The organism is Streptomyces sp. AHU1, from assembly GCF_045343905.1.
Lineage (GTDB): Bacteria > Actinomycetota > Actinomycetes > Streptomycetales > Streptomycetaceae > Streptomyces > Streptomyces triticiradicis.
This window is the reverse complement of record NZ_CP174283.1, coordinates 3893368-3919449: the sequence shown is the minus strand read 5'-3', so window position 1 is coordinate 3919449 and position 26082 is coordinate 3893368. Positions and strand designations below refer to the sequence as shown.

At 71.9% G+C, this 26082-nt stretch carries 22 protein-coding genes; 15 read left to right on the top strand and 7 right to left on the bottom strand.

Translation table 11 applies throughout. The features are described from left to right. Positions 1-210: 210 nt before the first annotated feature. Positions 211-1959, bottom strand: coding sequence for a dolichyl-phosphate-mannose--protein mannosyltransferase (locus ACICHK_RS17495; protein ID WP_406837633.1), 1749 nt, complete (start codon positions 1957-1959; stop codon positions 211-213). 95 nt (positions 1960-2054) lie between these two features. Here ACICHK_RS17495 and rsmI point away from each other — a divergent pair, with 95 nt between their 5' ends. From rsmI to ACICHK_RS17445, 10 genes are all read left to right on the top strand, one after another. Then, positions 2055-2912, top strand: a complete 858-nt coding sequence (rsmI, locus tag ACICHK_RS17490) for a 16S rRNA (cytidine(1402)-2'-O)-methyltransferase (protein ID WP_151474749.1) — start codon at positions 2055-2057, stop codon at positions 2910-2912. Positions 2913-3143: 231 nt separating this feature from the next. Then, positions 3144-3620, top strand: coding sequence for a hypothetical protein (locus ACICHK_RS17485; protein ID WP_406837632.1), 477 nt, complete (start codon positions 3144-3146; stop codon positions 3618-3620). A gap of 82 nt (positions 3621-3702) precedes the next feature. Further along, entirely contained in the window at positions 3703-4590 is an 888-nt protein-coding gene (locus tag ACICHK_RS17480; protein ID WP_406837631.1) for a TatD family hydrolase, read from the top strand. Positions 4591-4715: 125 nt separating this feature from the next. Next, on the top strand, positions 4716-6458 hold the full coding sequence (locus ACICHK_RS17475) for a ubiquitin-like domain-containing protein (protein ID WP_406837630.1): 1743 nt from the start codon (positions 4716-4718) through the stop codon (positions 6456-6458). A gap of 433 nt (positions 6459-6891) precedes the next feature. Continuing rightward, the gene (gene rsmA / locus ACICHK_RS17470; RefSeq protein WP_406837629.1) at positions 6892-7857 is read left to right on the top strand and encodes a 16S rRNA (adenine(1518)-N(6)/adenine(1519)-N(6))-dimethyltransferase RsmA; all 966 of its coding nucleotides are present in this window, start codon (positions 6892-6894) and stop codon (positions 7855-7857) included. After that, positions 7854-8756 carry a 4-(cytidine 5'-diphospho)-2-C-methyl-D-erythritol kinase gene (locus ACICHK_RS17465; protein ID WP_406837628.1) on the top strand — a complete coding sequence of 301 codons (903 nt, stop codon included), beginning with the start codon at positions 7854-7856 and terminating at the stop codon, positions 8754-8756. The genes rsmA and ACICHK_RS17465 overlap by 4 nt, the downstream gene beginning before the upstream one ends. Positions 8757-8858: 102 nt before the next feature. Further along, the gene (locus tag ACICHK_RS17460) at positions 8859-10664 is read left to right on the top strand and encodes an ABC-F family ATP-binding cassette domain-containing protein (protein ID WP_406837627.1); all 1806 of its coding nucleotides are present in this window, start codon (positions 8859-8861) and stop codon (positions 10662-10664) included. 414 nt (positions 10665-11078) lie between these two features. After that, positions 11079-12899 carry a PQQ-binding-like beta-propeller repeat protein gene (locus ACICHK_RS17455; RefSeq protein WP_406837626.1) on the top strand — a complete coding sequence of 607 codons (1821 nt, stop codon included), beginning with the start codon at positions 11079-11081 and terminating at the stop codon, positions 12897-12899. Positions 12900-12978: 79 nt separating this feature from the next. Then, entirely contained in the window at positions 12979-15210 is a 2232-nt protein-coding gene (locus ACICHK_RS17450; protein WP_406837625.1) for a PQQ-binding-like beta-propeller repeat protein, read from the top strand. A gap of 300 nt (positions 15211-15510) precedes the next feature. Beyond that, a complete protein-coding gene (locus tag ACICHK_RS17445) occupies positions 15511-16218 on the top strand; it encodes a response regulator transcription factor (protein ID WP_151471345.1) in 708 nt (235 codons plus the stop codon). Between the two features lie 53 nt (positions 16219-16271). Here ACICHK_RS17445 and ACICHK_RS17440 read toward each other — a convergent pair whose 3' ends face one another. Genes ACICHK_RS17440 through ACICHK_RS17430 form a run of 3 tightly spaced genes read right to left on the bottom strand, consistent with a single transcriptional unit; the run spans position 16272 to position 18245 of the window. Further along, positions 16272-17168: an NAD(P)-dependent oxidoreductase gene (locus ACICHK_RS17440; protein ID WP_406837624.1), complete on the bottom strand. Its 897-nt coding sequence runs from the start codon at positions 17166-17168 to the stop codon at positions 16272-16274. A 4-nt stretch (positions 17169-17172) separates the two neighbouring features. Further along, positions 17173-17385, bottom strand: coding sequence for a DUF397 domain-containing protein (locus ACICHK_RS17435; protein ID WP_103553560.1), 213 nt, complete (start codon positions 17383-17385; stop codon positions 17173-17175). An 8-nt stretch (positions 17386-17393) separates the two neighbouring features. Continuing rightward, positions 17394-18245 (bottom strand): helix-turn-helix domain-containing protein, encoded by an 852-nt coding sequence (locus ACICHK_RS17430; RefSeq protein WP_406837623.1) that lies wholly within the window; start codon positions 18243-18245, stop codon positions 17394-17396. A 237-nt stretch (positions 18246-18482) separates the two neighbouring features. Here ACICHK_RS17430 and ACICHK_RS17425 point away from each other — a divergent pair, with 237 nt between their 5' ends. Both ACICHK_RS17425 and ACICHK_RS17420 read left to right on the top strand, forming a co-directional pair. Beyond that, positions 18483-18884 (top strand): ATP-binding protein, encoded by a 402-nt coding sequence (locus tag ACICHK_RS17425; RefSeq protein ID WP_406837622.1) that lies wholly within the window; start codon positions 18483-18485, stop codon positions 18882-18884. Positions 18885-18932: 48 nt separating this feature from the next. Further along, complete coding sequence (locus ACICHK_RS17420; RefSeq protein ID WP_406837621.1) at positions 18933-19163, top strand: hypothetical protein; 231 nt, start codon at positions 18933-18935, stop codon at positions 19161-19163. Positions 19164-19168: 5 nt separating this feature from the next. On the opposite strand, the gene ACICHK_RS17415 is transcribed toward ACICHK_RS17420, so the two are convergent. The 3 genes from ACICHK_RS17415 to ACICHK_RS17405 all read right to left on the bottom strand — a co-directional run bounded on the left by ACICHK_RS17415 (position 19169) and on the right by ACICHK_RS17405 (position 22684). Continuing rightward, on the bottom strand, positions 19169-20464 hold the full coding sequence (locus ACICHK_RS17415) for a M48 family metallopeptidase (RefSeq protein WP_406837620.1): 1296 nt from the start codon (positions 20462-20464) through the stop codon (positions 19169-19171). 161 nt (positions 20465-20625) lie between these two features. Beyond that, positions 20626-20943 carry a hypothetical protein gene (locus tag ACICHK_RS17410; RefSeq protein WP_406837619.1) on the bottom strand — a complete coding sequence of 106 codons (318 nt, stop codon included), beginning with the start codon at positions 20941-20943 and terminating at the stop codon, positions 20626-20628. A gap of 40 nt (positions 20944-20983) precedes the next feature. Further along, positions 20984-22684: a sodium:solute symporter family protein gene (locus ACICHK_RS17405; protein WP_406837618.1), complete on the bottom strand. Its 1701-nt coding sequence runs from the start codon at positions 22682-22684 to the stop codon at positions 20984-20986. Positions 22685-22863: 179 nt separating this feature from the next. Between ACICHK_RS17405 and galT the strand changes: the two genes are divergently transcribed. The 3 genes from galT to galK are packed head-to-tail and all read left to right on the top strand — an operon-like array spanning position 22864 to position 26072. Continuing rightward, a complete protein-coding gene (galT, locus tag ACICHK_RS17400; RefSeq protein ID WP_406837617.1) occupies positions 22864-23952 on the top strand; it encodes a galactose-1-phosphate uridylyltransferase in 1089 nt (362 codons plus the stop codon). Then, complete coding sequence (galE, locus tag ACICHK_RS17395) at positions 23949-24917, top strand: UDP-glucose 4-epimerase GalE (protein ID WP_406837616.1); 969 nt, start codon at positions 23949-23951, stop codon at positions 24915-24917. The genes galT and galE overlap by 4 nt, the downstream gene beginning before the upstream one ends. Positions 24918-24929: 12 nt before the next feature. Continuing rightward, positions 24930-26072 carry a galactokinase gene (gene galK / locus ACICHK_RS17390; protein ID WP_406837615.1) on the top strand — a complete coding sequence of 381 codons (1143 nt, stop codon included), beginning with the start codon at positions 24930-24932 and terminating at the stop codon, positions 26070-26072. The last annotated feature ends 10 nt before the right edge of the window (positions 26073-26082 follow it).

The window sequence follows — 26082 nt, the reverse complement described above, 5'->3', positions numbered from 1 at the left end:
AGCCCGATGGTTGTACGCACCAACCTCGCCCGACGCCCGTACGCCACCGCACGGACACCGCATCGACACCGCGTTGACGGTTTCCGGCCAGGACCCGGACCGCGGTTCCGGCCGGCCGGGCCGTGACGGCCTCCACCGTCCGGCCGCGACCGGCCGGAGACGACGAGGGCCCGGCGGGAAGCCGGGCCCTCGTCGTCGTTGTCCGGTCGGCTAGACCCAGGTGTCCAGCCACATCCGTGACCGCCACTGGTCGATCGGGATCGCCGTGCCCGTGTACAGGGGCCAGAAGTAGATGAAGTTCCACAGGATCAGGAGGACCAGGACGCCCGCTCCCGCCGCGCCGACGACGCGGCGGCGTTCCCCGGAGCCGGGCGGTCCGAGGATCGCGCCGATCATCATCGTGACGGCCAGGCACAGGAACGGCACGAAGACGACGGCGTAGAAGAGGAAGATCGTGCGCTCCTGGTACAGGAACCAGGGGAGGTAGCCGGCCGCGACGCCGCAGGCGATGGCGCCCGCCCGCCAGTCGCGGCGGAAGGCCCAGCGCCACAGCACGTAGACGATCGCGAAGCAGGCGGCCCACCACAGCAGCGGCGTGCCGAGCGCGAGCACCTCACGGGCGCACTTGTCGCCCGCGTTCGCGGGACAGCCGTCCTTGCCGGGCAGCGGGGACTCGTAGAAGTACGAGACCGGGCGGCCGAGGACGATCCAGCTCCACGGGTTGGACTGGTAGGTGTGCGGCGACGACAGCCCGACGTGGAACTTGTAGACCTCGGTCTCGTAGTGCACCAGGCTGCGCAGCCAGTCCGGGAGGAAGGTCCAGTTGCCGCCCCTGCCGTCCGTCACGGCCCAGTTGCGGAAGTAGCCGCCCTTGCCGTTGTCCGGCGACAGGATCCAGCCGGTCCAGGAGACCAGGTACACGGACAGGGCGACCGGGACCGTCGCCAGGAACGTGATGATCGTGTCACGCCACTGGGCCCACCTCAGGTAGGGCTGCCGGGCGCCCGCGACCCGGCGCGAGGCCCCGTCCCACAGGACCGCCATCACGCAGAACGCGGCCAGGACGTACAGCCCGTTCCACTTGGTGCCGATGGCCAGGCCCAGCATCAGGCCCGCCGTCCAGCGCCAGGGCCGCCAGCCCAGCCGGGTCGTCTCGGCGATGTGCGCGTCCGGGCGGACGACGCCGTTCTCGTCGGCGGGCAGTGCCGCCGCCAGCCTGGCCCGCGCCTTGTCGCGGTCGACGACCAGGCAGCCGAAGGCCGCCAGCACGAAGAACATCAGCACGCCGTCGAGCAGCGAGGTGCGGCTCATCACGAAGTGCAGCCCGTCCACCGCCATCAGCAGGCCCGCGAGGCAGCCGAGGAACGTCGAGCGGAACAGCCGGCGCCCGATCCGGCACAGCAGCAGCACCGACAGCGTGCCGAGCAGCGCCGTCATGAAGCGCCAGCCGAACGGGTTGAAGCCGAACATCCACTCGCCGAGCCCGATGACGTACTTGCCGACCGGCGGGTGCACGACATAGGAGGGGTCGCTGGGGATCCGGACGTGCCCGTCGTTCTGCAGGATCAGGTCGTTGGCGTTCTTCGCCCAGTTGACCTCGTAGCCGCGGTGGATGAGCGCCCAGGCGTCCTTGGCGTAGTACGTCTCGTCGAATATCACCGCCTTCGGGCTGCCCAGGTTCCAGAACCGCAGCAACCCGGCGAGCAGGGTCACCAGGAGCGGGCCCACCCAGCCCGACCAGCGGTTGAAACGGTCGGCGACCTCCTGACGCAGCCCGAGCGCGGCCCAGATCCCGGGGCCTGGTTCGGCGTACGGCGGTACGAGCCGGTCGCGCACATCACTTCGGGGCGGCGCCGTATAGCCGAATCGGCGCAGCCGCTGCTGCCACGACGCCCGCCGATCGTCGGCGGCCTGGCCCTGCCCCTGCCGGGTGTCCGTGGAGGACGCGGTACTGGTCACCGCGCCATCGTAGGGAACAGGTCTGTGGGAGTCCCGTGCACGGGCCCTTCGGATCGGATGAGCCTGCCGGGCCGGGCCCCTGCGAGGATGGAGCCGTGACAGGAATCCTTGTGCTGGCAGGTACCCCCATCGGCGACATCTCCGACGCGCCGCCACGGCTCGCGGCGGAACTGGCCGGGGCCGATGTCGTCGCCGCCGAGGACACCCGCAGGCTGCGCCGGCTCACCCAGGCCCTCGGTGTCCAGCCGACGGGGCGGATCGTCTCGTACTTCGAGGGCAACGAGGCCGCCCGGACCCCGGAACTCGTCGAGGCGCTGGCCGGCGGGGCGCGGGTCCTGCTGGTGACCGACGCCGGGATGCCGTCCGTGTCGGACCCCGGCTACCGGCTGGTCGCGGCCGCGGTGGAGAAGGACATCAAGGTCACCGCCGTGCCCGGCCCGTCCGCCGTGCTCACCGCGCTCGCGCTGTCCGGCCTGCCCGTCGACCGCTTCTGCTTCGAGGGCTTCCTGCCCAGGAAGGCCGGCGAGCGCCTGTCGCGGCTGCGGGAGGTCGCCGAGGAGCGCCGGACGCTCGTCTACTTCGAAGCGCCCCACCGGCTCGACGACACCCTCGCCGCCATGGCGGAGGTCTTCGGCACCCAGCGCCGCGCCGCCGTCTGCCGCGAGCTGACCAAGACGTACGAGGAGGTCAAGCGCGGTCCGCTGGGCGAGCTGGCGGCCTGGGCCGCGGAGGGGGTCCGCGGCGAGATCACCGTCGTCGTCGAGGGCGCGCCCGAGAAGGGGGCCGAGGAGCTCGACGCCGCCGAGCTGGTGCGCAGGGTGCGGGTGCGCGAGGAGGCGGGGGAGCGGCGCAAGGAGGCCATCGCCGCCGTCGCCGCCGAGGCGGGACTTCCCAAACGGGACGTCTTCGATGCGGTCGTCGCGGCAAAGAACGCCGAACGAAGCGGCCCATAGAAGGGCAAAGGACTACCGTGGAAGGCAAAGATCAGGCCGGGTGAGGGGAGCCTTCCGACAAGGAAAGCCCAAAACGGCTCCAACACTCGGCAGGCCGGATGCGTTCGCGCCGGGAGAGGCGTCCACTGGACGAAGGGACGCACCCGTCCCTCGCCTCCGGCGAACCGGTGGGATTCCGGGGGAGTTCCGCCGACGGGGGTGCTTGTCCAGCGGACAAGAGGAGCGGCTGGCATGAGTGAGACCACAGGACGGACCAGCGGTGGCGCCGCGGGTCAGGTCACCGAACCGACCAGGCACCGCGGCACGGCGACGGCCGTCGTCCACGAGTCGTATTCCTTCGCCTGCATGCGCTGCGGGCAGGGCTGGGAGCAGTCGTACGAGATCGAGCACCACCGCGACACGGAAGGCTCCGAGTACGTCGTGTACGTGGCGGACGGCGAGGTCGTGCCGTCGCCGCTCAGCCGGCCCACCTGTCTGAACTGCGACAGCCACGTGGTGCGCATCATGCGCGCCGGCCGGGTGTCGTCCGCCCGTGAATCCATGCAGCACCCCACGACGCGGCGCCCGCGCCGTCCGGTACCGCAGCAGCAGCCCGAGGACGGTCCGGAGGGGGAGACGCGGGCCGGCTCCTCCGACACCCCGGACGAGCCGCACCACTGGCACCTGTCGGACCTGCTGCACCCGTTCCAGCACCGCCGGGCGGACTGACCGGACCGGACGGGGCCCACGGGACGGCCTCCCGGCTCCCCGCGAGGTGAGGCCGGGCATGCCCCCTTCGTAGGATCGGGGCATGCCTTCCTCCGCTTCCGCCGCCGACAAGAACGCCGCACCGCCGCTCCCCGAGCCCCTGCGCGTTCCCGTGGCCGACTCGCACACCCATCTCGACATGCAGTCCGGCACGGTCGACGAGGCCCTCGCCAAGGCCGCGTCGGTCGGAGTGACGACGGTCGTCCAGGTCGGCTGCGACGTGAAGGGCTCCCGCTGGGCGGCCGAGACGGCGGCCGCGCACGACGCCGTCCACGCCACCGTCGCCCTGCACCCCAACGAGGCCCCTCGCATCGTGCTCGGCGACCCCGACGGGTGGTCCCGGCAGGGCGCCCGGCAGCCGGGCGGCGACGCGGCGCTGGACGAGGCGCTCGCGGAGATCGACCGGCTCGCCGCCCTCCCGCACGTCAAGGGCGTCGGCGAGACCGGACTGGACTTCTTCCGCACCGGTCCCGAGGGCAAGGAGGCGCAGGAGCGCTCCTTCCGCGCCCACATCGAGATCGCCAAGCGGCACGGCAAGGCCCTGGTCATCCACGACCGCGACGCGCACGCGGACGTCCTGCGCGTCCTGGCGGAGGAGGGCGCCCCGGAGCGGACCGTCTTCCACTGCTACTCCGGCGACGCCGACATGGCGGAGATCTGCGCCCGCGCCGGCTACTTCATGTCCTTCGCCGGCAACATGACCTTCAAGAACGCCCAGCCGCTGCGCGACGCGCTGGCCGTGGCCCCGCTCGAACTCGTCCTCGTCGAGACCGACGCGCCCTTCCTGACGCCCGCGCCGTACCGCGGACGGCCCAACGCCCCGTACCTCGTCCCGGTCACGGTGCGCGCCATGGCCGCGGTGCGGGGGATCGACGAGGACACCCTGGCGGCCTCGATCTCCGCCAACACCGCGCGCGCGTTCGACTACTGACCCGGCGTGGCCCCGGGGTCCTCGGTGAGGAAGTTTCGCGACACGGCGTAGTCGCGTCGCTTGGGAGAGTGACGGTCGCTCCGCTAGGTTCTGGTCGCCCGATCCGGACCCTGGAGCGTGTCGTCGTGAGCAGCTCGCGGTACGAGCAGTACGAGACGTACGAGACGTACGGACCGACCGGTGGCGCCGAGGCCGCCACCGTCGTCGGCGTCACCGGCGCCGCCGCGCCCACCGCGCCCACCACGGCGGACCCGCTCGGCCCGCCCGGCGCGTCCGGTCCGCCCGGTCCGTCCGGCCCGCCCGGTGTACCCGGTCGGCCCGGAGCGCCGGGCGCGTCCGGTCAGCCCGAGGCGCCCGGCCGGTCCGGGGCGGCCGAGGCCACGCGGGTCGACCACGACGCGTACCGCGGTCACGGGCAGTACCGGCCCCACGAGCCGTACGCCGGGCTCTTCCCGGATCCGCACCGCCCGGCCCGCGAGGCGCGCGCCGCCGTGCCCGTGGCGCCGGACGCGCCCGGGCCGCCCGGTGCGCCCGGCGCCCGTGCCGTGCCCGTGGCGCCCGACGCGCCCACCGAGCCCCGCCTGCAGCGTCCGTGGCCGGACGTCCCGGTCGCCGTGCGGGCTCCTGACGGGGCGCATGAGGCGTACGAGGGCGGCGGTGGCGGCCCCGGTGACGGGCGGGCCGGGGAGCGCGGCACGGGCGGCCGGGCCGGGGCGCGCGGCACGGGCGGCCGGGCCGGGGCGCGCCACGCGGCCCGGCGCAGGCGTGTCCCCGAGCGCCCGGAGTCCCTGCGACGGCTCCTGCCGCAGGCCCTGGTCGTGGCCTTCCTGGCCGGTGGCACCTCCGCGTTCGTCGCCAACGACAAGGCGATCGAGCTCAGCGTCGACGGCCGACCGCGCACGCTGCACACCTTCGCGGACGACGTGACGGAACTGCTCGCCGACGAGGGCGTGAAGGTGGGCGCGCACGACGTGGTCGCGCCCGCCCCCGGCACCGCCCTCACCAGCGGGGACGAGGTCGTGGTGCGCTACGGGCACCCGGTGTACCTCACCGTCGACGGCGAGCGGCGCAGGGTGTGGACGACGGAGCGCACCGTGGAGGGGGCGCTCGGCCGGCTGGGGGTGCGGGCCGAGGGCGCCCACCTGTCGGCCTCGCGCTCCCGGCGCATCGGGCCCGGGGGACTGGCGCTCGACGTGCGGACCGAACGCGCGGTCACGATCATGGCCGACGGCCGGGCGCGCACGATCCGCACGAACGCCGCGAGCGTCGCGGAGGCCGTCGCGGAGGCCGGGGTCACCCTGCACGGGCAGGACACGACCTCCGTCCCGGCCGGGAGCTTCCCGCGGGACGGGCAGACGGTCACCGTCCTGCGCGTCACCGGGACCAGGGAGGTCCGCGAGGGACGGATCCCGTTCGAGGTGCGGCGGACGGACGACCCCTCGCTGTTCGAGGGCGCCGAGGTCGTCGACCGCCCCGGCCGGTACGGGGCATGGCGCCTCACCTACAGCCTGCGCACCGTCGACGGGGTCCGGCAGAGGCCCCGGCTCGTCCGGTCCGAGGTGGTGCGGCGGCCGCGGGCCCAGCTGGTCAGGGTGGGCACGAAGCCGCACCCCTCCTCCGGCGGCGCCGACCGCTTGAACTGGTCCGGTCTCGCCGCGTGCGAGTCCGGCGGCCGGCCCGGGGCCGTGGATCCGTCCGGCACCTACGGCGGCCTCTACCAGTTCGACACCCGTACCTGGCACGCCCTCGGCGGCAGCGGGCGCCCCCAGGACGCCCCGGCCGCGGAACAGACCCTCAGGGCCAAGAAGCTGTACGCGCGCCGGGGGACGAGCGCCTGGCCGCACTGCGGGCCGCGACTGCACGGCTGACACCGGCACCGGCACGACTGACACCGGCAGGCACGGTCGGCACCGGCACCGGCACGGCTGGCACCGGCAGGCACGGTCGGCACCGGCACCGGCACGGCAGGCACGGTCGGCACCGACACGGCTGACACCGGCAGGCACGGTCGGCACCGGCACCGGCACGGCTGGCACCGGCAGGCACGGTCGGCACCGGCACCGGCACCGGCACGGCAGGCACGGTCGACACTGGCACTGGCACGACTGGCACCGGCGGTACCGGCAGACACGGTCGGCATCGGCATCGGCACCGGCACGACAGGCACGGTCGGCACCAGCACTGGCACGGTCGGCACCGGTAGGCACGGCTGGCGCTGGCAGGCACCGGCAGGTACGGTCCGGCACCGGCGCCACGGGCCGGGGCTGCACGGCCCGGCCCCGGCCCCCGTACCCTTGGCTCGTGACCAGCCCCACCTCCGACGCCCTCCTGGGCCCCGCCGAGATCCGCGAACTCGCGGCAGTCCTCGGCGTACGGCCCACCAAGCAGCGCGGCCAGAACTTCGTCATCGACGCGAACACGGTGCGCCGCATCGTGCGGACCGCGGAGGTGCGGCCCGACGACGTGGTCGTGGAGGTGGGTCCCGGCCTCGGCTCGCTGACGCTCGGCCTGCTGGAGACGGCGGACCGGGTCGTCGCCGTCGAGATCGACGACGTCCTCGCGAGCGCCCTCCCCGCGACGGTCGAGGCCCGCATGCCCGGGCGCGCCGACCGGTTCGCGCTGGTCCACTCGGACGCCATGCACGTGAGGGAGCTGCCGGGCCCGCCCCCGACCGCGCTGGTCGCGAACCTCCCGTACAACGTCGCCGTGCCCGTCCTGCTGCACATGCTCGACACCTTCCCGACCATCGAGCGCACCCTCGTGATGGTGCAGTCCGAGGTCGCCGACCGGCTCGCCGCCCCGCCCGGTTCGAAGGTGTACGGCGTGCCGTCGGTGAAGGCGAACTGGTACGCCGACGTGAAGCGGGCCGGCGCCATCGGCCGCAACGTCTTCTGGCCGGCGCCCAACGTCGACAGCGGTCTCGTGGCGCTCACCCGGCGCGCCGAGCCGATCAGCACGACGGCCACCAAGGCCGAGGTGTTCTCCGCGGTGGACGCCGCCTTCGCGCAGCGCCGCAAGACCCTGCGCGCCGCCCTCGCCGGATGGGCCGGCTCCGCCCCCGCCGCCGAGGCCGCGCTCGTCGCCGCCGGGATCTCGCCGCAGGCCCGCGGGGAGTCGCTGACCGTCGAGGAGTTCGTCCGGATCGCGGAGAACCGCGTGGCGGCGGACCACGGCGACGCCACCGGGAGCGCCGCCGCCGGCCGGCGCTACGCCCCCGAGACCGCTTCCGAGCCCGCCCCCGAGAACGAGGAGTCGACCCAGCCGTGACGGAGACGGTGACGGTACGCGTCCCTGCCAAGGTCAACGTCCAGCTCGCGGTCGGCGGCGCACGCCCCGACGGCTTCCACGACCTGGCCAACGTCTTTCTCGCGGTCGGCCTGTACGACGAGGTGAGCGTCACCCCGGCGGACGAGCTGCGCGTCACCTGCGAGGGCCCCGACGCCGCCCAGGTGCCCCTCGACCGGACGAACCTCGCGGCCCGCGCCGCCCTGGAGCTCGCCCGCAGGTACGGCGTCGACCCCGCCGTGCACCTCCACATCGCCAAGGACATCCCCGTCGCGGGCGGCATGGCCGGAGGCAGCGCGGACGGAGCCGGCGCGCTGCTCGCCTGCGACACCCTGTGGGGCACGAACGCCCCGCGCGAGGAACTCCTCGACATCTGCGCCGAGCTGGGCAGCGACGTGCCGTTCTCCCTGGTGGGCGGGGCGGCGCTCGGTACCGGCCGGGGCGAGAAGCTGCGCCCGCTGGAGGTCGGCGGGACCTTCCACTGGGTCTTCGCGATGGCCGAGCGCGGGCTGTCGACCCCGGCGGTCTTCCGGGAGTTCGACCGGATGCACGAGGGCGCGGACGTCCCGGAGCCGGTCGCCTCGCAGGACCTGCTGGACGCGCTGGCCAAGGGCGACGCCGGCTCCCTCGCGCGCACCGTCTCCAACGATCTCCAGCCCGCGGCCCTCTCCCTCTTCCCCGCCCTCGCCGACACCCTCGCGGCGGGCCGCGCGGCCGGCGCGCTCACCGCGCTCGTCTCCGGTTCGGGCCCGACCACGGCGTTCCTCGCGCCGGACGCCGAGACCGCGCGGACCATCGGCCGGGTACTCCTCGCCTCGGGCACCTGCCGGGCGGTCCGCGTCACGGAGTCCCCGGCGCCGGGAGCGACCGTGATCGGCTGAGGCGACCGTGCCCGGCCGGGGGGACGAAAGGACGCGCGGCGGGGGACGTCCGCCGCGCGGACTACCCTTGAGGGTCGATCGTCCCCCTTGTTCAGGAGAGAAATGGCCGTCAACCTGGTCAATGTCGAGTCCGTCAGCAAGGTGTACGGCACCCGTGCACTGCTCGACGGAGTCTCCCTCGGCGTCAGCGAGGGGGACCGCATCGGCGTCGTCGGCCGCAACGGCGACGGCAAGACCACGCTGATCCGCATGCTCGCCAAGCTGGAGGAGGCCGACACCGGCCGGGTCACCCACTCCGGCGGCCTGCACCTCGGCGTGCTCACCCAGCACGACTCGCTCGACCCCGCGGCCACCGTGCGCCACGAGGTCATCCGGGACATGGCCGACCACGAGTGGGCGGGCAACGCCAAGATCCGGGACGTGCTGACGGGCCTCTTCGGCGGTCTCGACCTGCCCGGCTTCCCGCAGGGCCTCGACACCGTGATCGGCCCGCTCTCCGGCGGTGAGCGCCGCCGCATCGCGCTGGCGAAGCTGCTCATCGAGGAGCAGGACCTGATCATCCTCGACGAGCCCACCAACCACCTGGACGTCGAGGGCATCGCCTGGCTCGCCCAGCACCTGCGCGAGCGCCGCTCCGCGCTGGTCTGCGTGACGCACGACCGCTGGTTCCTCGACCAGGTCTGCACCCGGATGTGGGACGTACAGAAGGGCGCGGTCTACGAGTACGAGGGCGGCTACTCCGACTACGTGTTCGCCCGCGCCGAGCGTGAGCGCATCGCCGCGACCGAGGAGGTCAAGCGGCAGAACCTGGTCCGCAAGGAGCTGGCCTGGCTGCGCCGCGGCGCGCCCGCCCGCACCTCCAAGCCGCGCTTCCGCGTCGAGGCGGCCAACGAGCTGATCGCCGACGTGCCGCCGCCGCGCGACAAGAGCGAGCTGATGCGGTTCGCCAACTCCCGGCTCGGCAGGACCGTCTTCGAGCTGGAGGACGTGACCGTGCAGGCCGGGCCCAAGGTCCTGCTCAAGCACCTCACCTGGCAGCTCGGCCCCGGCGACCGCATCGGTCTGGTGGGCGTCAACGGCGCGGGCAAGACCTCCCTGCTGCGCGCCCTCGCGGAGGCCGCCCGCAGCGAGGGCGAGAAGCAGCCCGCCGCCGGCCGGATCGTCACCGGCAAGACCGTCAAGCTCGCCTACCTCTCCCAGGAGGTCGGCGAACTCGACCCCACCTGGCGGGTCCTCCAGGCCGTCCAGTCCGTCCGCGACCGCGTCGACCTCGGCAAGGGCCGCGAGATGACCGCGGGGCAGCTGTGCGAGACGTTCGGCTTCAACAAGGAGAAGCAGTGGACGCCGGTCGGGGACCTCAGCGGTGGTGAGCGCCGCAGGCTGCAGATCCTGCGTCTGCTGATGGACGAGCCCAACGTCCTCTTCCTCGACGAGCCCACCAACGACCTCGACATCGAGACCCTCACCCAGCTCGAGGACCTCCTCGACGGCTGGCCCGGCTCCATGATCGTGATCTCCCACGACCGCTTCTTCATCGAGCGCACCACGGACAACGTGTTCGCGCTCCTCGGCGACGGCACCCTGCGGATGCTCCCGCGCGGTATCGACGAGTACCTGGAGCGGCGCAAGAAGATGGAGGAGGCGGCCGCGGCCACCGTGCTCGCCGCCGCCCCCGCTCCGGCGAAGGCCGCGTCGGCCGCCGACGCCCGCGCCGCGAAGAAGGAACTCCAGAAGATCGAGCGCCAGTTGGACAAGATCTCCGAGAAGGAGACCAAGCTGCACGCCCAGATCGCGGACAACGCCACCGACTTCGGGAAGGTGGCCCGACTCGACACGGAGCTGCGCGAGTTGGCGGGGGAGCGCGAGGAGCTGGAGATGCGCTGGCTGGAGCTGGCCGAGGACGCGTGACCCAGGTGTGACGGACGCGTGACACGGAGGGGCGGCAGCCCCCCGCCGGACGCGCGGTGCCTCCCGGAGTGCGGAGGTGCCGCGCGTCCGGCGCGTTCGCCCGGCGTGCGCGACCCGTTCGAAGGGGGCGCAAGTCCCGCCGGGCGCCCCCGAGTTGCCGAAAGCGACCCTCGCGACGGCGTTCCCGCGGGGTCGGACCCGCCTCGCGCGCCCCGCGTGAAGGGCGCGTGAAGGCGCGTAACGACGGCATCACAGCCCGGTCCTCCCTTGGGAACAGGGCGCGCACCGGCCCCCTGCCCGCGCCCCCCGGAGTGATAGAAAGAGCGTTCTGAGAACAGTCTGAGATCCACCGGACGAGGCGCGAATCCGGCGCCGCCGGTGGGGTGTCACATCAGTGAAGAGGGGGACGCGCTGATGAGTCAGCCGCCGAGCCAGCCGCCGCAGGGCGGTTTCGGAGCACCGCAGGACCAGCCGCCGACGGGCGGTGGCGGCGCCGCGCCGGACCCGCGGTCGGGGGCCGGTTTCGGCGCGCCCCAGAGCACGCCCCCTCCCCCCGCGCAGCCGCCCCAGGCGCCCGCGCCCCAGAACACCCCGCCCGCCGGACCCCAGGGGCCCGGCTACGGATACCCGCAGCAGCCCGGCCCCTACACCCAGCCGGGCCCGTACGGACAGCCGCAGCAGCCGGGCCCGTACGGCCAGCCCGGACCCTACGGATACGGGCAGCAGCCGGGACACGGCTATCCGCCCCAGACGCCCTACCCGGGCGCCCCCGGCGCCCCGGGGCCCGGCGGAGGCTCGAAGAACCCGTTCAAGGGCAAGCCCGCACTCGTGATCGCCGCCGCGGTGGCCGGTCTGATCGTCGTCGGCGGCACCGTCTGGGCCGTCACCGGCAGTGGTGACGACAAGAAGCCCGTCGCCGAGAAGAGCCCGAGCAGCAGCCCGTCCGTGTCCGCGCCCGCCTCCGACGCCACGGCCAACCCCGGTGACGGCAGCGGCGACGGCGGCGAGGAGAACGACGACCTCAACGCGGGCCGCAAGGCGGGCGAGGCGAAGGTCCTCTGGTACAAGTCGGCACCCGACGCGCCCGGTTCGGGTGCCGAGGCCCCCGGGATGTGGATCACCGGCAAGACGGCGGTGAAGGCGGCGTACAAGCAGCTCTTCGCGTTCGACGTCGGTGACGGCAAGCCCGCCTGGCCCGCGCTGACCTTCCCGCAGAAGATCTGCGCGGTCACCCCGCAGAAGACGGCCGACGACAAGGTCGTCATCGCCTACATGAGCAGCTCCGCCAGCAGCGCGAAGTGCAACCAGCTCCAGCAGATCGACCTGAACACCGGCGCCAAGGGCTGGACCGCGCAGATAGCGGAAGGCGAACTGTTCGACAGCACGCTCACGGTCGAACTGTCCATCACCGGCAAGACGCTGACGGTCGGACGCTCGATGTCGGGAACGGCGTACGACGTCACCAGCGGCAAGAAGCTGTGGGACAAGAAGAAGTACGGCACCAGTTGCTACCCGGCGGGATTCGCGGGCGGCTCCAAGCTGCTGGCCGTCTCGGCCTGCGGGGCCGGCAGCAGCACCGAGCACGACGAGGTGCAGGAGCTGGACCCGGCCACCGGCAAGGCCCGGTGGACGACGAAGATCCCCAAGGGCTGGCGGGTCGGGCACGCCTACTCCGTGGACCCGGTCGTGCTCTACCTGACCAACGACGCGAAGAAGACGGTGAACATCACCGCGCTGAAGAGCGACGGCACCCTGCGCTCGCAGCTCAAGAGCGACGACGGCCTCGCGCCCGAATGCGGCTTCGCGATCCTCAACCGCGACCTGACGGGCTGCTTCGGCACCGCCGCCGACGCCGACACGGTCTACCTGCCGACCGAGGCGAAGAGCGGCCCCAACGAGATCGTGGCGTTCAGCCTCGCGACCGGCAAGGAGAAGTGGCGCGTCAAGTCCCCCGGGGACGCGGCGATGATGCCGATGAGGACGGACGGCACGAACCTCCTCGCCTACGTCGAACCGTCGTACGACAGCGGCGGCCGCGTCGTGTCGATCCCGACGGGCGGCGGCGCCCACACCCCCGTGAAGCTGCTCCAGAACCCGGCGGGCACCGCGAACATCGAGTCCGGCTTCTACTCGAAGGCCGTCGACTACGTGGACGGGCGCTTCTACATCTCCACGCTCCGGCTGACGGGCAACGACGAGGCGAAGGAGAAGCTGATGCTGGCCTACGGCAAGTGACCGACGCCCCCGCCCCGTTCCGTCGCGCCCCACACGCGTACAGGCCCGCCGTTCCGACGCATTCCGAGGTATTCACGTCATGAGTCAGCCGCCCCCGCCGAACGAGCCCCCGAAGGGTTTCGGCGCCCCGCAGGACCCTTCCCCGAGTTCTGGGCAGAACCCGGGCGGGGACCCCGAGCCCGGCGGTTCCGGCGCCCCGCGGGACCCGCTCGCGAAGGACTCCGGCGCCCCGCAGGACCCGCCGGCACAGGCCCCTGCCCCGCAGGACGCGCCCCCGCAGGGTTCCGGCACGCCTGAGGCCCCGGCCCCGCAGGGCTTCGGCGCGCCTGAGGCCCCGGCTCCGCAGGGTTCCGGTACGCCTGAGGCCCCGGCTCCGCAGGGCTTCGGCGCGCCTGAGGCCCCGGCTCCGCAGGGTTCCGGTACGCCTGAGGCCCCGGCTCCGCAGGGTTCCGGTACGCCTGAGGCCCCGGCCCCGCAGGGCTTCGGCGCGCCTGAGGCCCCGGCACCGCAGGCTCCGGCCCCGCAGGGTTTCGGGGCCCCCCAGGACCCGCCGCCGGGTGGTTTCGGCGCACCCCAGGACCCGCCCTCGGGCGGTTTCGGACTGCCCACCCCTCCGCCGGCCGCCGCGGGCCCCGGCTACGGCTACCCGCAGACGCCCCCGCCCGCCGCGGGCCCCGGCTACGGCTACCCCCAGACGCCCCCGCCCGCGTCCCCGCAGCAGCCGTACGGCTATCCGCAGACGCCGCCCCCGGGCCAGCCGGGCTACGGCTATCCGGGCCAGCAGCCCAACCCGTACGGCTACCCGCAGCCGCCGACCATGCCGATGCAGCCGCAGGCCCAGCAGACGGGCGGCGGGCGCAAGCCCAACAGCCAGCTGCTCATCATCGTGGCGGCCGTGGTGGCCATCGCGCTGATCGTCGGCGGCGGTTTCCTGTACTCGCAGCGTTCCGACGGAGGCGACAAGCACGACGTCGGGAAGTCGGGCGGTGTCACCGGTGGCGACGGCGGCGGCGACAAGGGCGACGACAAGAAGGGCGGCGGCGAGGAGAAGGCGCCGGCCGACCCCAAGTCCTCGCTGCTGTTCCAGCTCCCCGCGCCGGCCGTGCCCAAGGGCCTCACGAGTGTGAACACGGTCGGCTCCTGGCTCACCGACAAGGTGTACGCCAAGACCGGCAACGCCGAGATCAACGGTTACGACCCGAACACCGGGGCCAAGACCTGGACGGTCAAGCTCCCCGGCCCGGTGTGCCAGGCCAGCCGGCACACCACGGACGCCAACCGGACGGCGGTCGTCTTCGAGCCGGCCATGCCCACCAAGACGCAGCCCTCGCACGGGTGCACCCAGGTCGCCGCCATCGACCTCGACGCGGGCGCGAAGCTCTGGACCCGGACGGTCAAGTCCGGTGACCAGCAGATCAACCTCGACAACGTGACGATCAGCGGGAGCACGGTCGCCGTGGGCAGCACGGGCGGCGGCGGCGCGTTCGACATCTCCACCGGCAAGGCGCTGTGGGCGCCGAAGACGGGCGACAGCTGCTACGACTCCGGCTACGGCGGCGGCGAGAAGCTGGTCGCGGTCCGCAAGTGCGGCGAGTACGGCAGCACGCGCCAGCTGCACATCCAGACCATCAACCCGAAGACCGGGACGGTGATCTCCGAGTACAAGATGACGCCCGGCATCGAGTACGCCAGCATCGTCTCCACCGAACCGCTGGTCGTGGCGGCCGACGTCGGCGACACCGCCGGTGACGGCAGCGGCATCTCGGACTTCTTCTCCATCGACAACAAGACCGGCGAGCTGCGGGCGAAGATCTCGGCCCCCGGCAAGACGTACGCGGCCAAGTGCGACGGCATCACCAAGATCGAGTTCTGCAAGTCGCTCGCGGTCGGCAACGACAAGCTGTACATCCCGACGGAGGAGCACGAGGGGACCACCGACTACAGCCGGACCAACGAGATCGTCGCCTTCGACCTGGCCACCGGGAAGCAGACCGGCCAGCGCGCGGACGCCGGTGACGGCTACGACATCACCCCGCTGCGCATGGACGGCACCAGCATCCTCGCGTACAAGCGGCCGCCGTACGACAAGGGCGGGCAGATCGTCGCCATCGACGGGACCTCCTTCAAGGAGACGACGCTGATGGAGAACCCCACGACCCAGTCGACGCACGACGCGGAGATGAGCATGCTCCCGGAGTACGCCGAGTTCCTCTACGGCGACGGCCGGCTGTACATGGCCCAGGTCTACGCGAACAAGCCGACCTCCGCGACGGACAAGGCATACCTGGCGATCGCCTTCGGAACGAAGTGAGCGTCACCTTCGGGTGAACCGAAATGATCACCTTCGAAAGGAAAGGGTGATCGTGTCTCCGGGTGAATTCATCCGGGCCGGAACACCGTGTGCGGCCCCGCCCCTGTTCAGGGACGGGGCCGCACGCATACCCCGCTTCACTTCCCCTTGGGTTGGGATTTCGATATTCCGGGGCAGTTCTCTCCGGTAGGGGAAGCGCGACGTCGAACAAGCGTGTAGCTTCCGGGGGATGGAGAGCCGGGGGGCTCCTGATCCACGGGGAACCAGTGGGGATGTTCGGGGGGACTGGGGGGTTGCCTGATGGGAGTCCGGCTCATGGTGGTCGATGACCACCGACTGCTCGCCGAGGCGTTGGCCTCGGCGCTGAAGCTGCGCGGGCACCGGGTGCTCGCCGCGGCGGCGCCCGCCGCGGGAGCGGCGGAGCTGGTGATCACACGGGCACCCGAGGTGTGCCTGATCGGCACGGCGACACCCGCCGAGCCGGGGATCTTCGACCCGGTGGTGCGGATCAAACGGGAGCGTCCGCAGGTGGCGGTCCTCGTGCTCGGCCCGGTACCGAACCCGCGCGGGATCGCCGCCGCGTTCGCCGCCGGCGCCTCCGGCTACGTACGCCATGACGAACGCATCGAGGGGGTCGAGCGCGCGATCATGAAGGCGAGGGCGGGCGAGGCGGCCGTGGCCCCGCAACTGCTCCAGGGCGCCTTCAGCGAGCTGCTCAACCCCGCCGCCCAGCCGGACGACGAGGGCCAGCGGCTGCTCCAGATGCTGACCCCCCGTGAGGTGGAGGTCCTGGTGCGGGTAGCCGACGGCGAGGACACCCGGCTCATCGCGGCCGGCATGGGCATCGCCCCGTCCACGGCCCGCACCCATGTCCAGCGGGTCCTGATGAAGCTGGGCGTGGGCTCCCGCCTCGAAGCGGCGGCACTCGCGGCCCGCACGGGACTGCTGGACCGGGCGGGTCCGGTCCCGGCGCAGTCACGCCACGGGAGCACGGACACCGCCCGCTGAGACGCACGGGGCCGGAGGCCTGACGGGCCCACGGCCCCACGGGCCCACGGGCCTCACGAGGAGGGGGGCTTCCCCTCCTCGAAGCTCGCGAAGTACGCGGCGGCCATGTCCTCGCCGCCGTGCCCGAGGGCGTCGGCGCGACGGAAGCGTTCGGCGGCGGCCTCGGCGACATCGAGCCGCACGCCGTTCCGCCGCCCTGCCTCCACGATCAGGCGGGCGTCCTTCTCGGCGGTGGTGACGGCGAAGCTGGCCGGGGACAGCCGGTCCTCCAGGACGAGGGCGGCCTTGGCGCGCAGATAGCCCATGTCGAGCGGCCCGTCCGCGATGAGGTCGAAGAAGTCCTGCGGGTCCACGCCGAGTCCCCCGGCCAGGGCGAGCACCTCGCCGGTCGCGGCGGTGGCGGCGAGGACCCAGCTGTTGGCGACGAGCTTGAGCCGGGTGGCGCTGCCCGCCCCGCCGTCCTCGCCGGTCCACACCGTACGGGCGCCGACGGCGTCGAAGACGGGCGTCACGGTGTCGCGTGCCGCGCTCGGCCCGGCGGCGAGCACGGTCAGTTGCCCCGCCTCGGCGGGTGCGCGCGTCCCGAGGACGGGCGCGTCGAAGAAGACGAGCCCGTGGGCCCCGGCGAACTCGGCGAGCCCGCCGATCGCCTCGGCCCCGGCGGTGGTGGACTGCACCCAGACGGCCCCGCTCCGCAGCCCCGGCTCCGCCCGGCGCATGACGTCGAGGGCGGCCGGGCCGTCGTGCAGCATGGTCAGGACGACGTCGGCGCCCCGTACGGCCTCCTCCGGGGTGTCCGCGACGTGCGCGCCGTCGGCGGCCAGCGGCTCGGCCTTGTCGCGGGTGCGGTTCCAGACACGGACGCCGTGCCCGGCCCGGACGAGGTTACGGGCCATGGCGGCCCCCATGATCCCGGTACCGAGAACACTGACGGTGAGTTTGTCGGTCATGGGGTCAGCTTTCCCCTTCCTGGGCGCCCTCGCGAAACGAGGTCTTTATGTGGCGCAGGAAGTGGGCGAGGGGGCCGGGGGCTGTCGATATGCGGGTGGCGGGGGTGTCGCTCTCACGGAGGTGGACGAGGCCGGGGGTAGAGGCGAGTTCGACGCAGTTGTTGCCGTCGCCGCTCCCGGAGAAGGAGGACTTCTGCCAGCTGTCGGGGGTGGTCACGGCGCGCCTCACAGTTCCTTCGCCAGCTGGTAGATGAAGTCACGCGAACGGGCGGGTTCGAGCGACACAGCCTCCACCATATGGAAGAGTGTTCGAAAGGTGCCCAGTTGCGCCTCGGAATCGATGAATCCCGCGCCGTGGGGTGCGTCGCGTACAGCTGTGTCCAGCTTGGGCACGGCACCGCCCACGTACATCATCGCGTTCGTGGCTCCGGCGAAGCCGTCGAGCTCGAGGGGGATGACGCGCACGGTGATGTGTTCCGCTGCGGAGAGCTCCAGGATGCTCGCCAGCTGATTCCTGGCCGCTGTCCGATCGCCGACTCTGATGCGCAGGGCCGCTTCATGGATCACCGCCTTGTACGGGACGGGAGCGGGGCCCGTGATGACTGCCTTGCGTTCCATTCGATGACGGACGCGCAACTCAAGCTCATTTTCGGGCAGTCGGGGAACCCGGTACGAGAAGACGGCGCGTGCGTAATCCTCCGTCTGGAAGAGGCCGGGGACGTGCAGGAACTCCACATCGAGCCGGCGTGTGGCGTGGTGCTCCAACTCGGCCAGGTCCAGGAACGGCGTGGGCAACAGGCTCCGGTACTCCTCCCACCAGCCACGTGTCCGATCGGTCGCCATCGCCACCAGCGCCTCGATCAACTCCCCGTCCGCGCAGGAGTAGTGAGCGGCGAGACTGCGTACCCGCTCTTCGCTCACGCCCGCGATGCCGGACTCGATCTGGCTCATCTGGGCGGAGTCGGACCCGACCAGTGCGGCGGCCTCGCGTGCCTTGAGTCCCGCGGCCTCACGCAGTTTCCGCAGTTCGATGCCCAGGCGCTCCTGGCGTGCGGTCGGCTGCCGTCTGCGCGGCATGGATTCCTCCCTCGCCCCAACTGTCCTGGGACAGTGACACCTTCGAGGGGAAGATTACGGCAGCGGCTTGCGCGGGCCCAAATTTTACCCATACCGTCGGTGACGCGACGCACACGCTGCGGAACCCCGGGACCCCGGAAGCGCACCACTCCCTCCTGCCGTGACGGCTGTGACACTGCCACCGCCCGCGCCCCCCAGCGAACTCTCGACTCCCCACGCCCGAACCGGAGTTCAGCCATGCCCGCAACCGAACCCTGGACCTACTCCCTGCACATCCCCCATGACACCCGCGCGGTGACGGTCTGCCGCCGCACCGTCCGACTGATCCTGACCCTGCACGGCCTGATCCGCCTCGCGGACGTCGCCGAGCTGCTGGCGGCGGAGCTGGTCTCCAACGCCGTACGCCATACGAAGGGGCCCGCGGCCCTGCGGCTGCGCCGACGGGACGGGGTGCTGCGGATCGGAGCCTGGGACGCGAGCCCGGTGCCACCGCCGTACGGCCTGGAGGTGGCCTCCGACGCGGAGGCGGGCCGGGGGCTCGCCCTCGTCCGGGCCTGCGCGGACGACTGGGGCTGGCACCCGCTGGGGCAGGACAGCGACACCGGCAAGTACGTGTGGTGTGACCTGGCCGTCGCCTAGCTGGTTGAGCATGCCGGATCGGAATCGGACGAGATGCGGAGGGACCTGATGGCTCCGGTGAACTACTTCTTCCAGAATCCGGTCGCGGATCAGCTGCGAGCCGAAGGGCGCATCGAGGATCGCATCGAGATGATCCTGCGGATCCTGGAGCTACGCGGCATCGAGGTGTCCGACTCCACCCGGCTTCGCGTGCAGACGTGTTCCGACCTGGAGCAGCTCAAGACCTGGTCGGAGCGGGCCGTCCACGTGACCGACCCGGCCGACCTGTTCGCTCCCTGACGGCGTCAGTAGCCGTCCTGGAGGATCTGCCGGGCCACCTTCGTGCGGGCGTCGGCGAGTTCACCGGCGATCCGGCGCTCTCGTTCCTCGTCGGTTATGACGGTCGGGGGCGCTGGTTCCCCGATCATCAGGCAGGCGTGGCGCAGATGGGTCGGGGGGTGGGTCGAGTCGACGCTGTGGGCCCGCAGGGCGCCGACCCTGCGCAGCCGTTCGCGTTCGTGCTCCGGAACCGATGCCAGGTCCGCGGCCAGACGTTCCCACAGTCCCGCCGCCCAGGCGTCGGTCTGCTGCTTGCCGCGCGGTCCGTTCAGGGCGGTCCGGTTGACCTCGCGCCCGAGTGTCACGGCGGCCGAGTTCGAGACCAGCAGCCGGTCCATCCATTCCAGCGCGGCCTGGGTGGACCCCGCTTGCGCGGCCACGCGGTCGGCGAGGTACTCCGCCCGCTGAGAGGCCCGCATGCTCAGCCGGTCCAGAAGCGTCAGCACGCCGAGGACGAGCAGACGGGGCACGACGTAGAGGAGGTCGACGATCAGTTGGAGCGTGGCCGCCTCGTCGAGGGGGTCGTGCTCGCCGGATTCGAAGTAGTAGTGCCAGGTGATCAGCGAACGGTAGGCGGTTCCGACGACCAGACCGTGGCGGGTGTCGCCGTTGACGTAGTGGCCCATCTCGTGGCCCAGCAGGGCGATCCGCTGCTGCGGCGAGAGGATTTCCCACAGGGGCAGTCCCAGGACGAGGAGCCGCCGCCCTCGCACGCCATAGCTCCCCACGCCCGCGTTGATCCAGTCGTTGACGACGATCGTGTCGACGCTGCGGGTGCCGGCGACGTGGGCGACCTCGTCGACGAGCGCGAAGAGTTCGGGCGCGTCGGCGCGGCGCAGCATGGGGGTGTCCTTCGGCAGCCGACCGAACCGGGGCCGCAGCGACCACCCCAGGGCGAGGAGGAAGGCGCCCGGAACCATCCCCCAGCCGCCCCATCCTCGGACGACGAACCAGATGCCACTGGCGGTCACGGCCAAGGTCACTGCGTGGACGATCAGAGCGACTGTGAAGGCGAGGACGGCCGAGGCGTCACGTCGGGCACGCAGGGTTCCGCCCGCGCTCAGTTCGGCCAGCAGTCGCTCACTGTGCCGCCGTGTCAGGGCCAGCCGGGCCCTGGCGAGTCGACCCTTCTTCTCCTCGGAGGGTTCCGGATCGACGTTCCAGTCGCAGGCGGCGCACCACGAGGGGAACCGGCTGTCCCTGCGGATCTCGGCCCCGCACTCCGGGCATGGCTGAACTGTTTCCACCGTGGCGGTGTCCATCGCCGACTCTCCCCTGCCCCACGGCCCCTCCCCAGAGGCCGTCTGTACCTGTCCTGGCGAAGAAGATCACAGAGTGAAGGCGAGGTAAAGAGCCTGGTAGGGGTGTACGCAATGCGCCGCGGCCGGGGCTCCTCGGGAACCCCGGCCCCGGACGTCGGGTGTCACGCCGCCGGCGGAGGCTGTTCCTCGGTCGGAGCCTCCGGCACCGGCGCCGGAAGCGGTCGCAGCCACAGCCACGCCAGGAAGAACAGGCCGAGGGCGAGCATGCCGAGGCCGGTCCACAGGTTGATGTTGACGCCGCCCGCCTTGGCGAGGTCGGCGTCGGAGGCCGTGATGCCGGCGATGGTGACGATCACGCCGTAGATCACGAACAGGCCGCCGATGATGCGGCGGATGTCGAACAGCCGGGCCGCGGTCGCGGACTGCTTCTCGAGTTCCGAGACCTCGCGCTGGAGGTTTTCTTCCGAATAGTCGGACATGGTGAGTCGATTCTCTCTCGTCGTAGCGGGCCGGGACTCGTCAGAACGAGAACGGGACGTAGCAGGCGGCCGCCAGGATCACCGCGCCCCAGCCCAGCAGCGCGGGCCTGCGGTACCAGGCGTCGTCCCCCGCGGCCGGCGGCTCGGCCATGCCGGGGGACACCGTCCCGTAGACCAGGCCCTGCAATTCGTGCGCCGGCTTGGGGGCGGTGAAGAGCGAGACCCCCAGCATCACCACGCCGCCGGCCACGAAGCCGGCGATCGCGGAGACGAAGTTGGCGCCCTGGTCGGAGGGGAAGCCGATGACGCCCCGCTTGTAGAAGACGAAGTAGTTCACCATCGCGGCCGTCGTACCGGCCAGCAGGCCCCAGAAGCCCGACTTCACCGACGCCCGCTTCCAGAACATGCCGACGATGAAGACCGCGAACATCGGCACGTTGAAGAAGGAGAACAGCGTCTGGAGGTAACTCATGATGTTGGAGAAGGACGAGGCCAGGAAGGCCGTGCCGATCGACGCCAGGACGCCGATCACCGTGATCACCCGGCCGAAGCGGACGTAGTAGCCGTCCTCCCGGCCCCTGACCACGTACTTCGCCCAGATGTCGGTCGTGAAGACCGTGTTGAAGGACGAGACGTTGGCCGCCATGCCCGCCATGAACGCGGCCAGCAGACCGGTCACCGCGATGCCGAGGACACCGTTGGGCAGCAGCTCCTGCATCAGGTACGGGATCGCGTCGTTGTACTGGAGGTCCGAGCCGGGGGTGCCGATCCTCGGGACCAGGACGGCCGCCACCAGGCCCGGGATCATCACCAGGAAGACGATGAAGATCTTCGGGTAGGCCGCGATGAGCGGGGTGCGCTGGGCCGCGGAGAGGTTCTTGGCCGACAGCGCGCGCTGCACCTCGGCGAAGTTCGTCGTCCAGTAGCCGAAGGACAGGACGAAGCCGAGACCGAGCACGATGGTCAGCCAGTTGGCGCCGAGCGGGTTGGCGCTGCCGATGCCCGTGCCGCCCCAGGCCGTCGTGAAGTCGGCGCCGTGGGTCTTGTCGAGGGAGTCGGTCAGACCGTCCCAGCCGCCCACCCGGTGCAGGCCGAGCGCGGCGATCGGGATCAGGGCCGCCAGGATCACGAAGAACTGGAGCACCTCGTTGTAGATCGCGGAGGAGAGGCCGCCGAGGGTGATGTAGGCGAGGACGAAGAACCCGGCGACCACGATCGCCACCCACTGCGGCCAGCCGAGCAGCGCCTCGACCACGATCGCGAGCGAGTAGAGGTTGACGCCGGCGATGAGGACGGCGGCGAAGGCGAACAGGACCGAACTCAGCAGGTGCGCCCATTTGTCGAAGCGCAGGAGCAGGAACTCGGGCACCGAGCGGACCTTGGAACCGTAGTAGAACGGCATCATCACCAGGCCCAGGAAGACCATCGCCGGAATGGCGCCGATCCAGTACCAGTGCACGGTGTAGACGCCGTACTGGGCGCTGTTGGCGGCCATGCCGAGGATCTCGGTGGCGCCCAGGTTGGCCGAGATGAAGGCCAGGCCGGTGATCCAGGCGGGCAGCGAGCGCCCGGACAGGAAGAAGTCGAGGCTCGTCCGCACCGAGCGCCGGGCCGCGAAGCCGATGCCCAGGACGACCGCGAAGTAGATGCCGAGGATTGTGTAGTCGAGTGCGTTCGTGGGGAGTCGCAGCTCGGCGGCGAGCAGGGCGCCCGGCTGGGGCGGGTATGTGGGGGACTGCATCAGAACTCGCTTCGTCGCGGGGACCCGTCGGGTCGGAACCTGTGCCCCTGTTCCAAGGGGGCACACCTTTCCGATGGTGTCCTTTGTTTGATTGTGACGTTGACTGCGGTGGTGGCTTGTGGTTTGTTGTGTTCGGTTCTGTTTGAAGGTTTGATCGGGTGTCGATGGGGAGTCCGACTGTGAAGAAGACCTCGACCCGGCTCGCCGACGGTCGTGAGCTCATCTACTACGACGCGGGCGACGACCAGGTGCGCGACGCGGTGGACCGGCGCCCGCTCGACCCGACCGTCACCACCTCGGAGGTCCGCCGCGACCCGCTGCTCGGCGACTCGGTCGCGATCGCCTCGCACCGCCAGGGACGCACCTACCACCCCCCGGCGAACGAGTGCCCGCTGTGCCCGTCCTCGGGCGACCGGCTGAGCGAGATCCCCGAGTCCTCGTACGACGTCGTGGTGTTCGAGAACCGCTTCCCCTCGCTCGCCGGCGACTCCGGCCGCTGCGAGGTCGTCTGCTTCACCTCCGACCACGACGCCTCCTTCAAGGACCTGACGGAGGCACAGGCGGCCCTCGTCCTGGAGGCGTGGACGGACCGCACCGCCGAACTGTCGCATCTGCCCTCCGTCCGGCAGGTCTTCTGCTTCGAGAACCGCGGCGCCGAGATCGGCGTGACGCTCGGTCACCCGCACGGGCAGATCTACGGCTACCCCTTCACCACCCCGCGCACCGCGCTGATGCTGCGCTCGCTCGCCGCGCACAAGGAGGCGACCGGCGGGGAGAACCTGTTCGACGAGGTCCTCGCGCGGGAGACCGCGGACGGATCGCGGGTCGTCCTGTCGAGCGACCACTGGGTCGCCTTCGTCCCGTACGCCGCCCACTGGCCCTACGAGGTCCACCTCTACCCGCGCCGCCGGGTGCCCGACCTGCTCGGCCTCGACGAGGGCGCGCGCACAGAATTCCCCCAGGTCTATCTGGAACTCTTGAGGCGCTTCGACCGGATCTTCGGCACACCGGACGGTGGAGAGGACGGGGCCGGGGAGCCGCCGACGCCGTACATCGCGGCGTGGCACCAGGCTCCCTTCGGCCCGCTGGAGGAGTTCGAAGGCGTCAACCGGGACGACTTCGCGCTCCACCTCGAGCTTTTCACCATTCGCCGCACTTCCGGCAAGCTGAAGTTCCTCGCGGGTTCCGAGTCCGGCATGAACGTGTTCATCAACGACGTGCCGCCGGAGACCGCGGCTCAGCGACTGCGAGAGGTAGCGAGTTCATGAGTGGGAAGTACCTGGTCACGGGTGGGGCCGGCTATGTGGGCAGCGTGGTCGCGCGCCACCTGATCGAGGCGGGCCACGAGGTCACCGTCCTCGACAACCTCTCGACCGGCTTCCGCGAGGGCGTGCCCGCCGGCGCCGCGTTCGTCGAGGGCGACATCCGCGACGCCGCCAAATGGCTGGACCCCTCGTACGACGCCGTCCTGCACTTCGCCGCGTTCTCACAGGTCGGCGAGTCCGTGGTGAAGCCCGAGAAGTACTGGGACAACAACGTCGGCGGCACCATGGCCCTGCTCGCCGCGATGCGCGACGCCGGAGTGCGCACCCTGGTCTTCTCCTCCACCGCCGCGACCTACGGCGAGCCCGAGACCACCCCGATCACGGAGTCCGCGCCGACCCGGCCCACCAACCCCTATGGCGCCTCCAAGCTCGCCGTCGACCACATGATCACCAGCGAGGCCGTCGCCCACGGACTCGGCGCCGTCTCCCTGCGGTACTTCAACGTGGCCGGCGCCTACGGCGAGAGCGGCGAGCGGCACGACCCCGAGTCGCACCTCATCCCGCTGGTCCTCCAGGTCGCACAGGGCCGCCGCGACGCGATCTCCGTCTACGGCGACGACTACCCGACCCCGGACGGCACCTGCGTCCGCGACTACATCCACGTCGCGGACCTCGCCGAGGCGCACCTGCTGGCCCTCACGGCCGCGGCCCCCGGCGAGCACCTGATCTGCAACCTCGGCAACGGCAACGGCTTCTCCGTCCGCGAGGTCATCGAGACGGTGCGCCAGGTGACCGGACACCCGATCCCCGAGGTCGTGGCACCGCGCCGCGGCGGGGACCCGGCGATCCTGGTCGCCTCGGCCGAGACCGCCCGCGAGCGGCTCGGCTGGAACCCGTCCCGCGCGGACCTCGCGGGGATCGTCGCGGACGCCTGGGAGTTCGCGCAGAAGAACACGACGAAGGGCTGACGGGTGGAGCAGGTGGGGGTACGTGAGGGCTTCGAGGAGCTGTACGGCGCCGCGCCCGAGGGCGTCTGGGCGGCGCCCGGCCGGGTCAACCTGATCGGCGAGTACACCGACTTCAACGAGGGGTTCGTGATGCCGCTCGCGCTGCCGCACACGGCCGTCGCGGCGGTCTCCCGCCGGGCGGACGGGGTGCTGCGGCTGCACTCGGCGGACATCGAGGGACCCGTCGTCGAACTGCGCGTCGACGAACTGACGCCCCGGTCGGACACCGGTTGGGCCGCCTATCCGGCGGGTGTGGTGTGGGCGCTGCGCGAGGCGGGCCACGCCGTCGGCGGCGCGGACGTCCACCTGGCCTCCACGGTCCCCACCGGCGCCGGACTGTCCTCCTCGGCGGCCCTGGAGGTCGTCACGGCCCTCGCCCTCGACGAGCTGTACGGACTCGGGCTCACCCGGCCCGAACTGGCACGGCTCGCCCAGCGCGCCGAGAACGACTTCGTCGGCGTGCCCTGCGGCGTCATGGACCAGACGGCGTCGGCGTGCTGCACCGAGGGGCACGCCCTGCACCTCGACTGCCGTGACCTGTCCATCCGCCAGATCCCCTTCGACCTCGCCTCCCAGGGCCTCGAACTCCTGGTCGTCGACACCCGGGTGAAGCACGCGCTCGGCGACGGCGCGTACGCCGAGCGGCGCGCGGGCTGCGAGGAGGGGGCGCGGCAGCTGGGCGTGTCCCATCTGCGCGACGTCGCGTACGAGGACCTCGACGCGGCCCTCGCCCGGCTGTCCGACGACCGCGTGCGCCGCTACGTCCGCCACGTCATCTCCGACGACCACCGGGTGGACCGGGTCGTCTCCCTGCTGGACGCGGGTGACGTCCGCGCGATCGGGCCGGTCCTGACGGACGGTCACGCCTCGCTGCGCGACGATCTGCGGATCTCCTGTCCCGAGCTGGATCTCGCCGTCTCGGCGGCGAACTCCGCGGGGGCCCTCGGGGCGCGGATGACGGGGGGTGGGTTCGGGGGGTCGGCGGTCGTGCTGCTCGAAGCGGCCGATGTCGACTCGATCACCAAGGCCGTGGTGGAGGCCTTCGCCGAGGCGGGCTTCACCGCTCCGCGGGTGTTTCCCGCCGTTCCTTCGGCCGGGGCCCGGCGGATCGGCTGACCAAGGGGTT

Excerpts from the sequence above, each read along its gene's own strand:
- ACICHK_RS17485 (WP_406837632.1), top strand. The coding sequence starts at position 3,144 with ATGAGTGAGACCACAGGACGGACCAGCGGTGGCGCCGCGGGTCAGGTC.
- ACICHK_RS17480 (WP_406837631.1), top strand. The coding sequence starts at position 3,703 with ATGCCTTCCTCCGCTTCCGCCGCCGACAAGAACGCCGCACCGCCGCTC.
- ACICHK_RS17460 (WP_406837627.1), top strand. The coding sequence starts at position 8,859 with ATGGCCGTCAACCTGGTCAATGTCGAGTCCGTCAGCAAGGTGTACGGC.
- ACICHK_RS17455 (WP_406837626.1), top strand. The coding sequence starts at position 11,079 with ATGAGTCAGCCGCCGAGCCAGCCGCCGCAGGGCGGTTTCGGAGCACCG.
- ACICHK_RS17450 (WP_406837625.1), top strand. The coding sequence starts at position 12,979 with ATGAGTCAGCCGCCCCCGCCGAACGAGCCCCCGAAGGGTTTCGGCGCC.
- ACICHK_RS17445 (WP_151471345.1), top strand. The coding sequence starts at position 15,511 with ATGGGAGTCCGGCTCATGGTGGTCGATGACCACCGACTGCTCGCCGAG.
- ACICHK_RS17440 (WP_406837624.1), bottom strand. The coding sequence starts at position 17,168 with ATGACCGACAAACTCACCGTCAGTGTTCTCGGTACCGGGATCATGGGG.
- ACICHK_RS17430 (WP_406837623.1), bottom strand. The coding sequence starts at position 18,245 with ATGCCGCGCAGACGGCAGCCGACCGCACGCCAGGAGCGCCTGGGCATC.
- ACICHK_RS17425 (WP_406837622.1), top strand. The coding sequence starts at position 18,483 with ATGCCCGCAACCGAACCCTGGACCTACTCCCTGCACATCCCCCATGAC.
- ACICHK_RS17420 (WP_406837621.1), top strand. The coding sequence starts at position 18,933 with ATGGCTCCGGTGAACTACTTCTTCCAGAATCCGGTCGCGGATCAGCTG.
- ACICHK_RS17415 (WP_406837620.1), bottom strand. The coding sequence starts at position 20,464 with ATGGACACCGCCACGGTGGAAACAGTTCAGCCATGCCCGGAGTGCGGG.
- ACICHK_RS17410 (WP_406837619.1), bottom strand. The coding sequence starts at position 20,943 with ATGTCCGACTATTCGGAAGAAAACCTCCAGCGCGAGGTCTCGGAACTC.
- ACICHK_RS17405 (WP_406837618.1), bottom strand. The coding sequence starts at position 22,684 with ATGCAGTCCCCCACATACCCGCCCCAGCCGGGCGCCCTGCTCGCCGCC.
- galE (WP_406837616.1), top strand. The coding sequence starts at position 23,949 with ATGAGTGGGAAGTACCTGGTCACGGGTGGGGCCGGCTATGTGGGCAGC.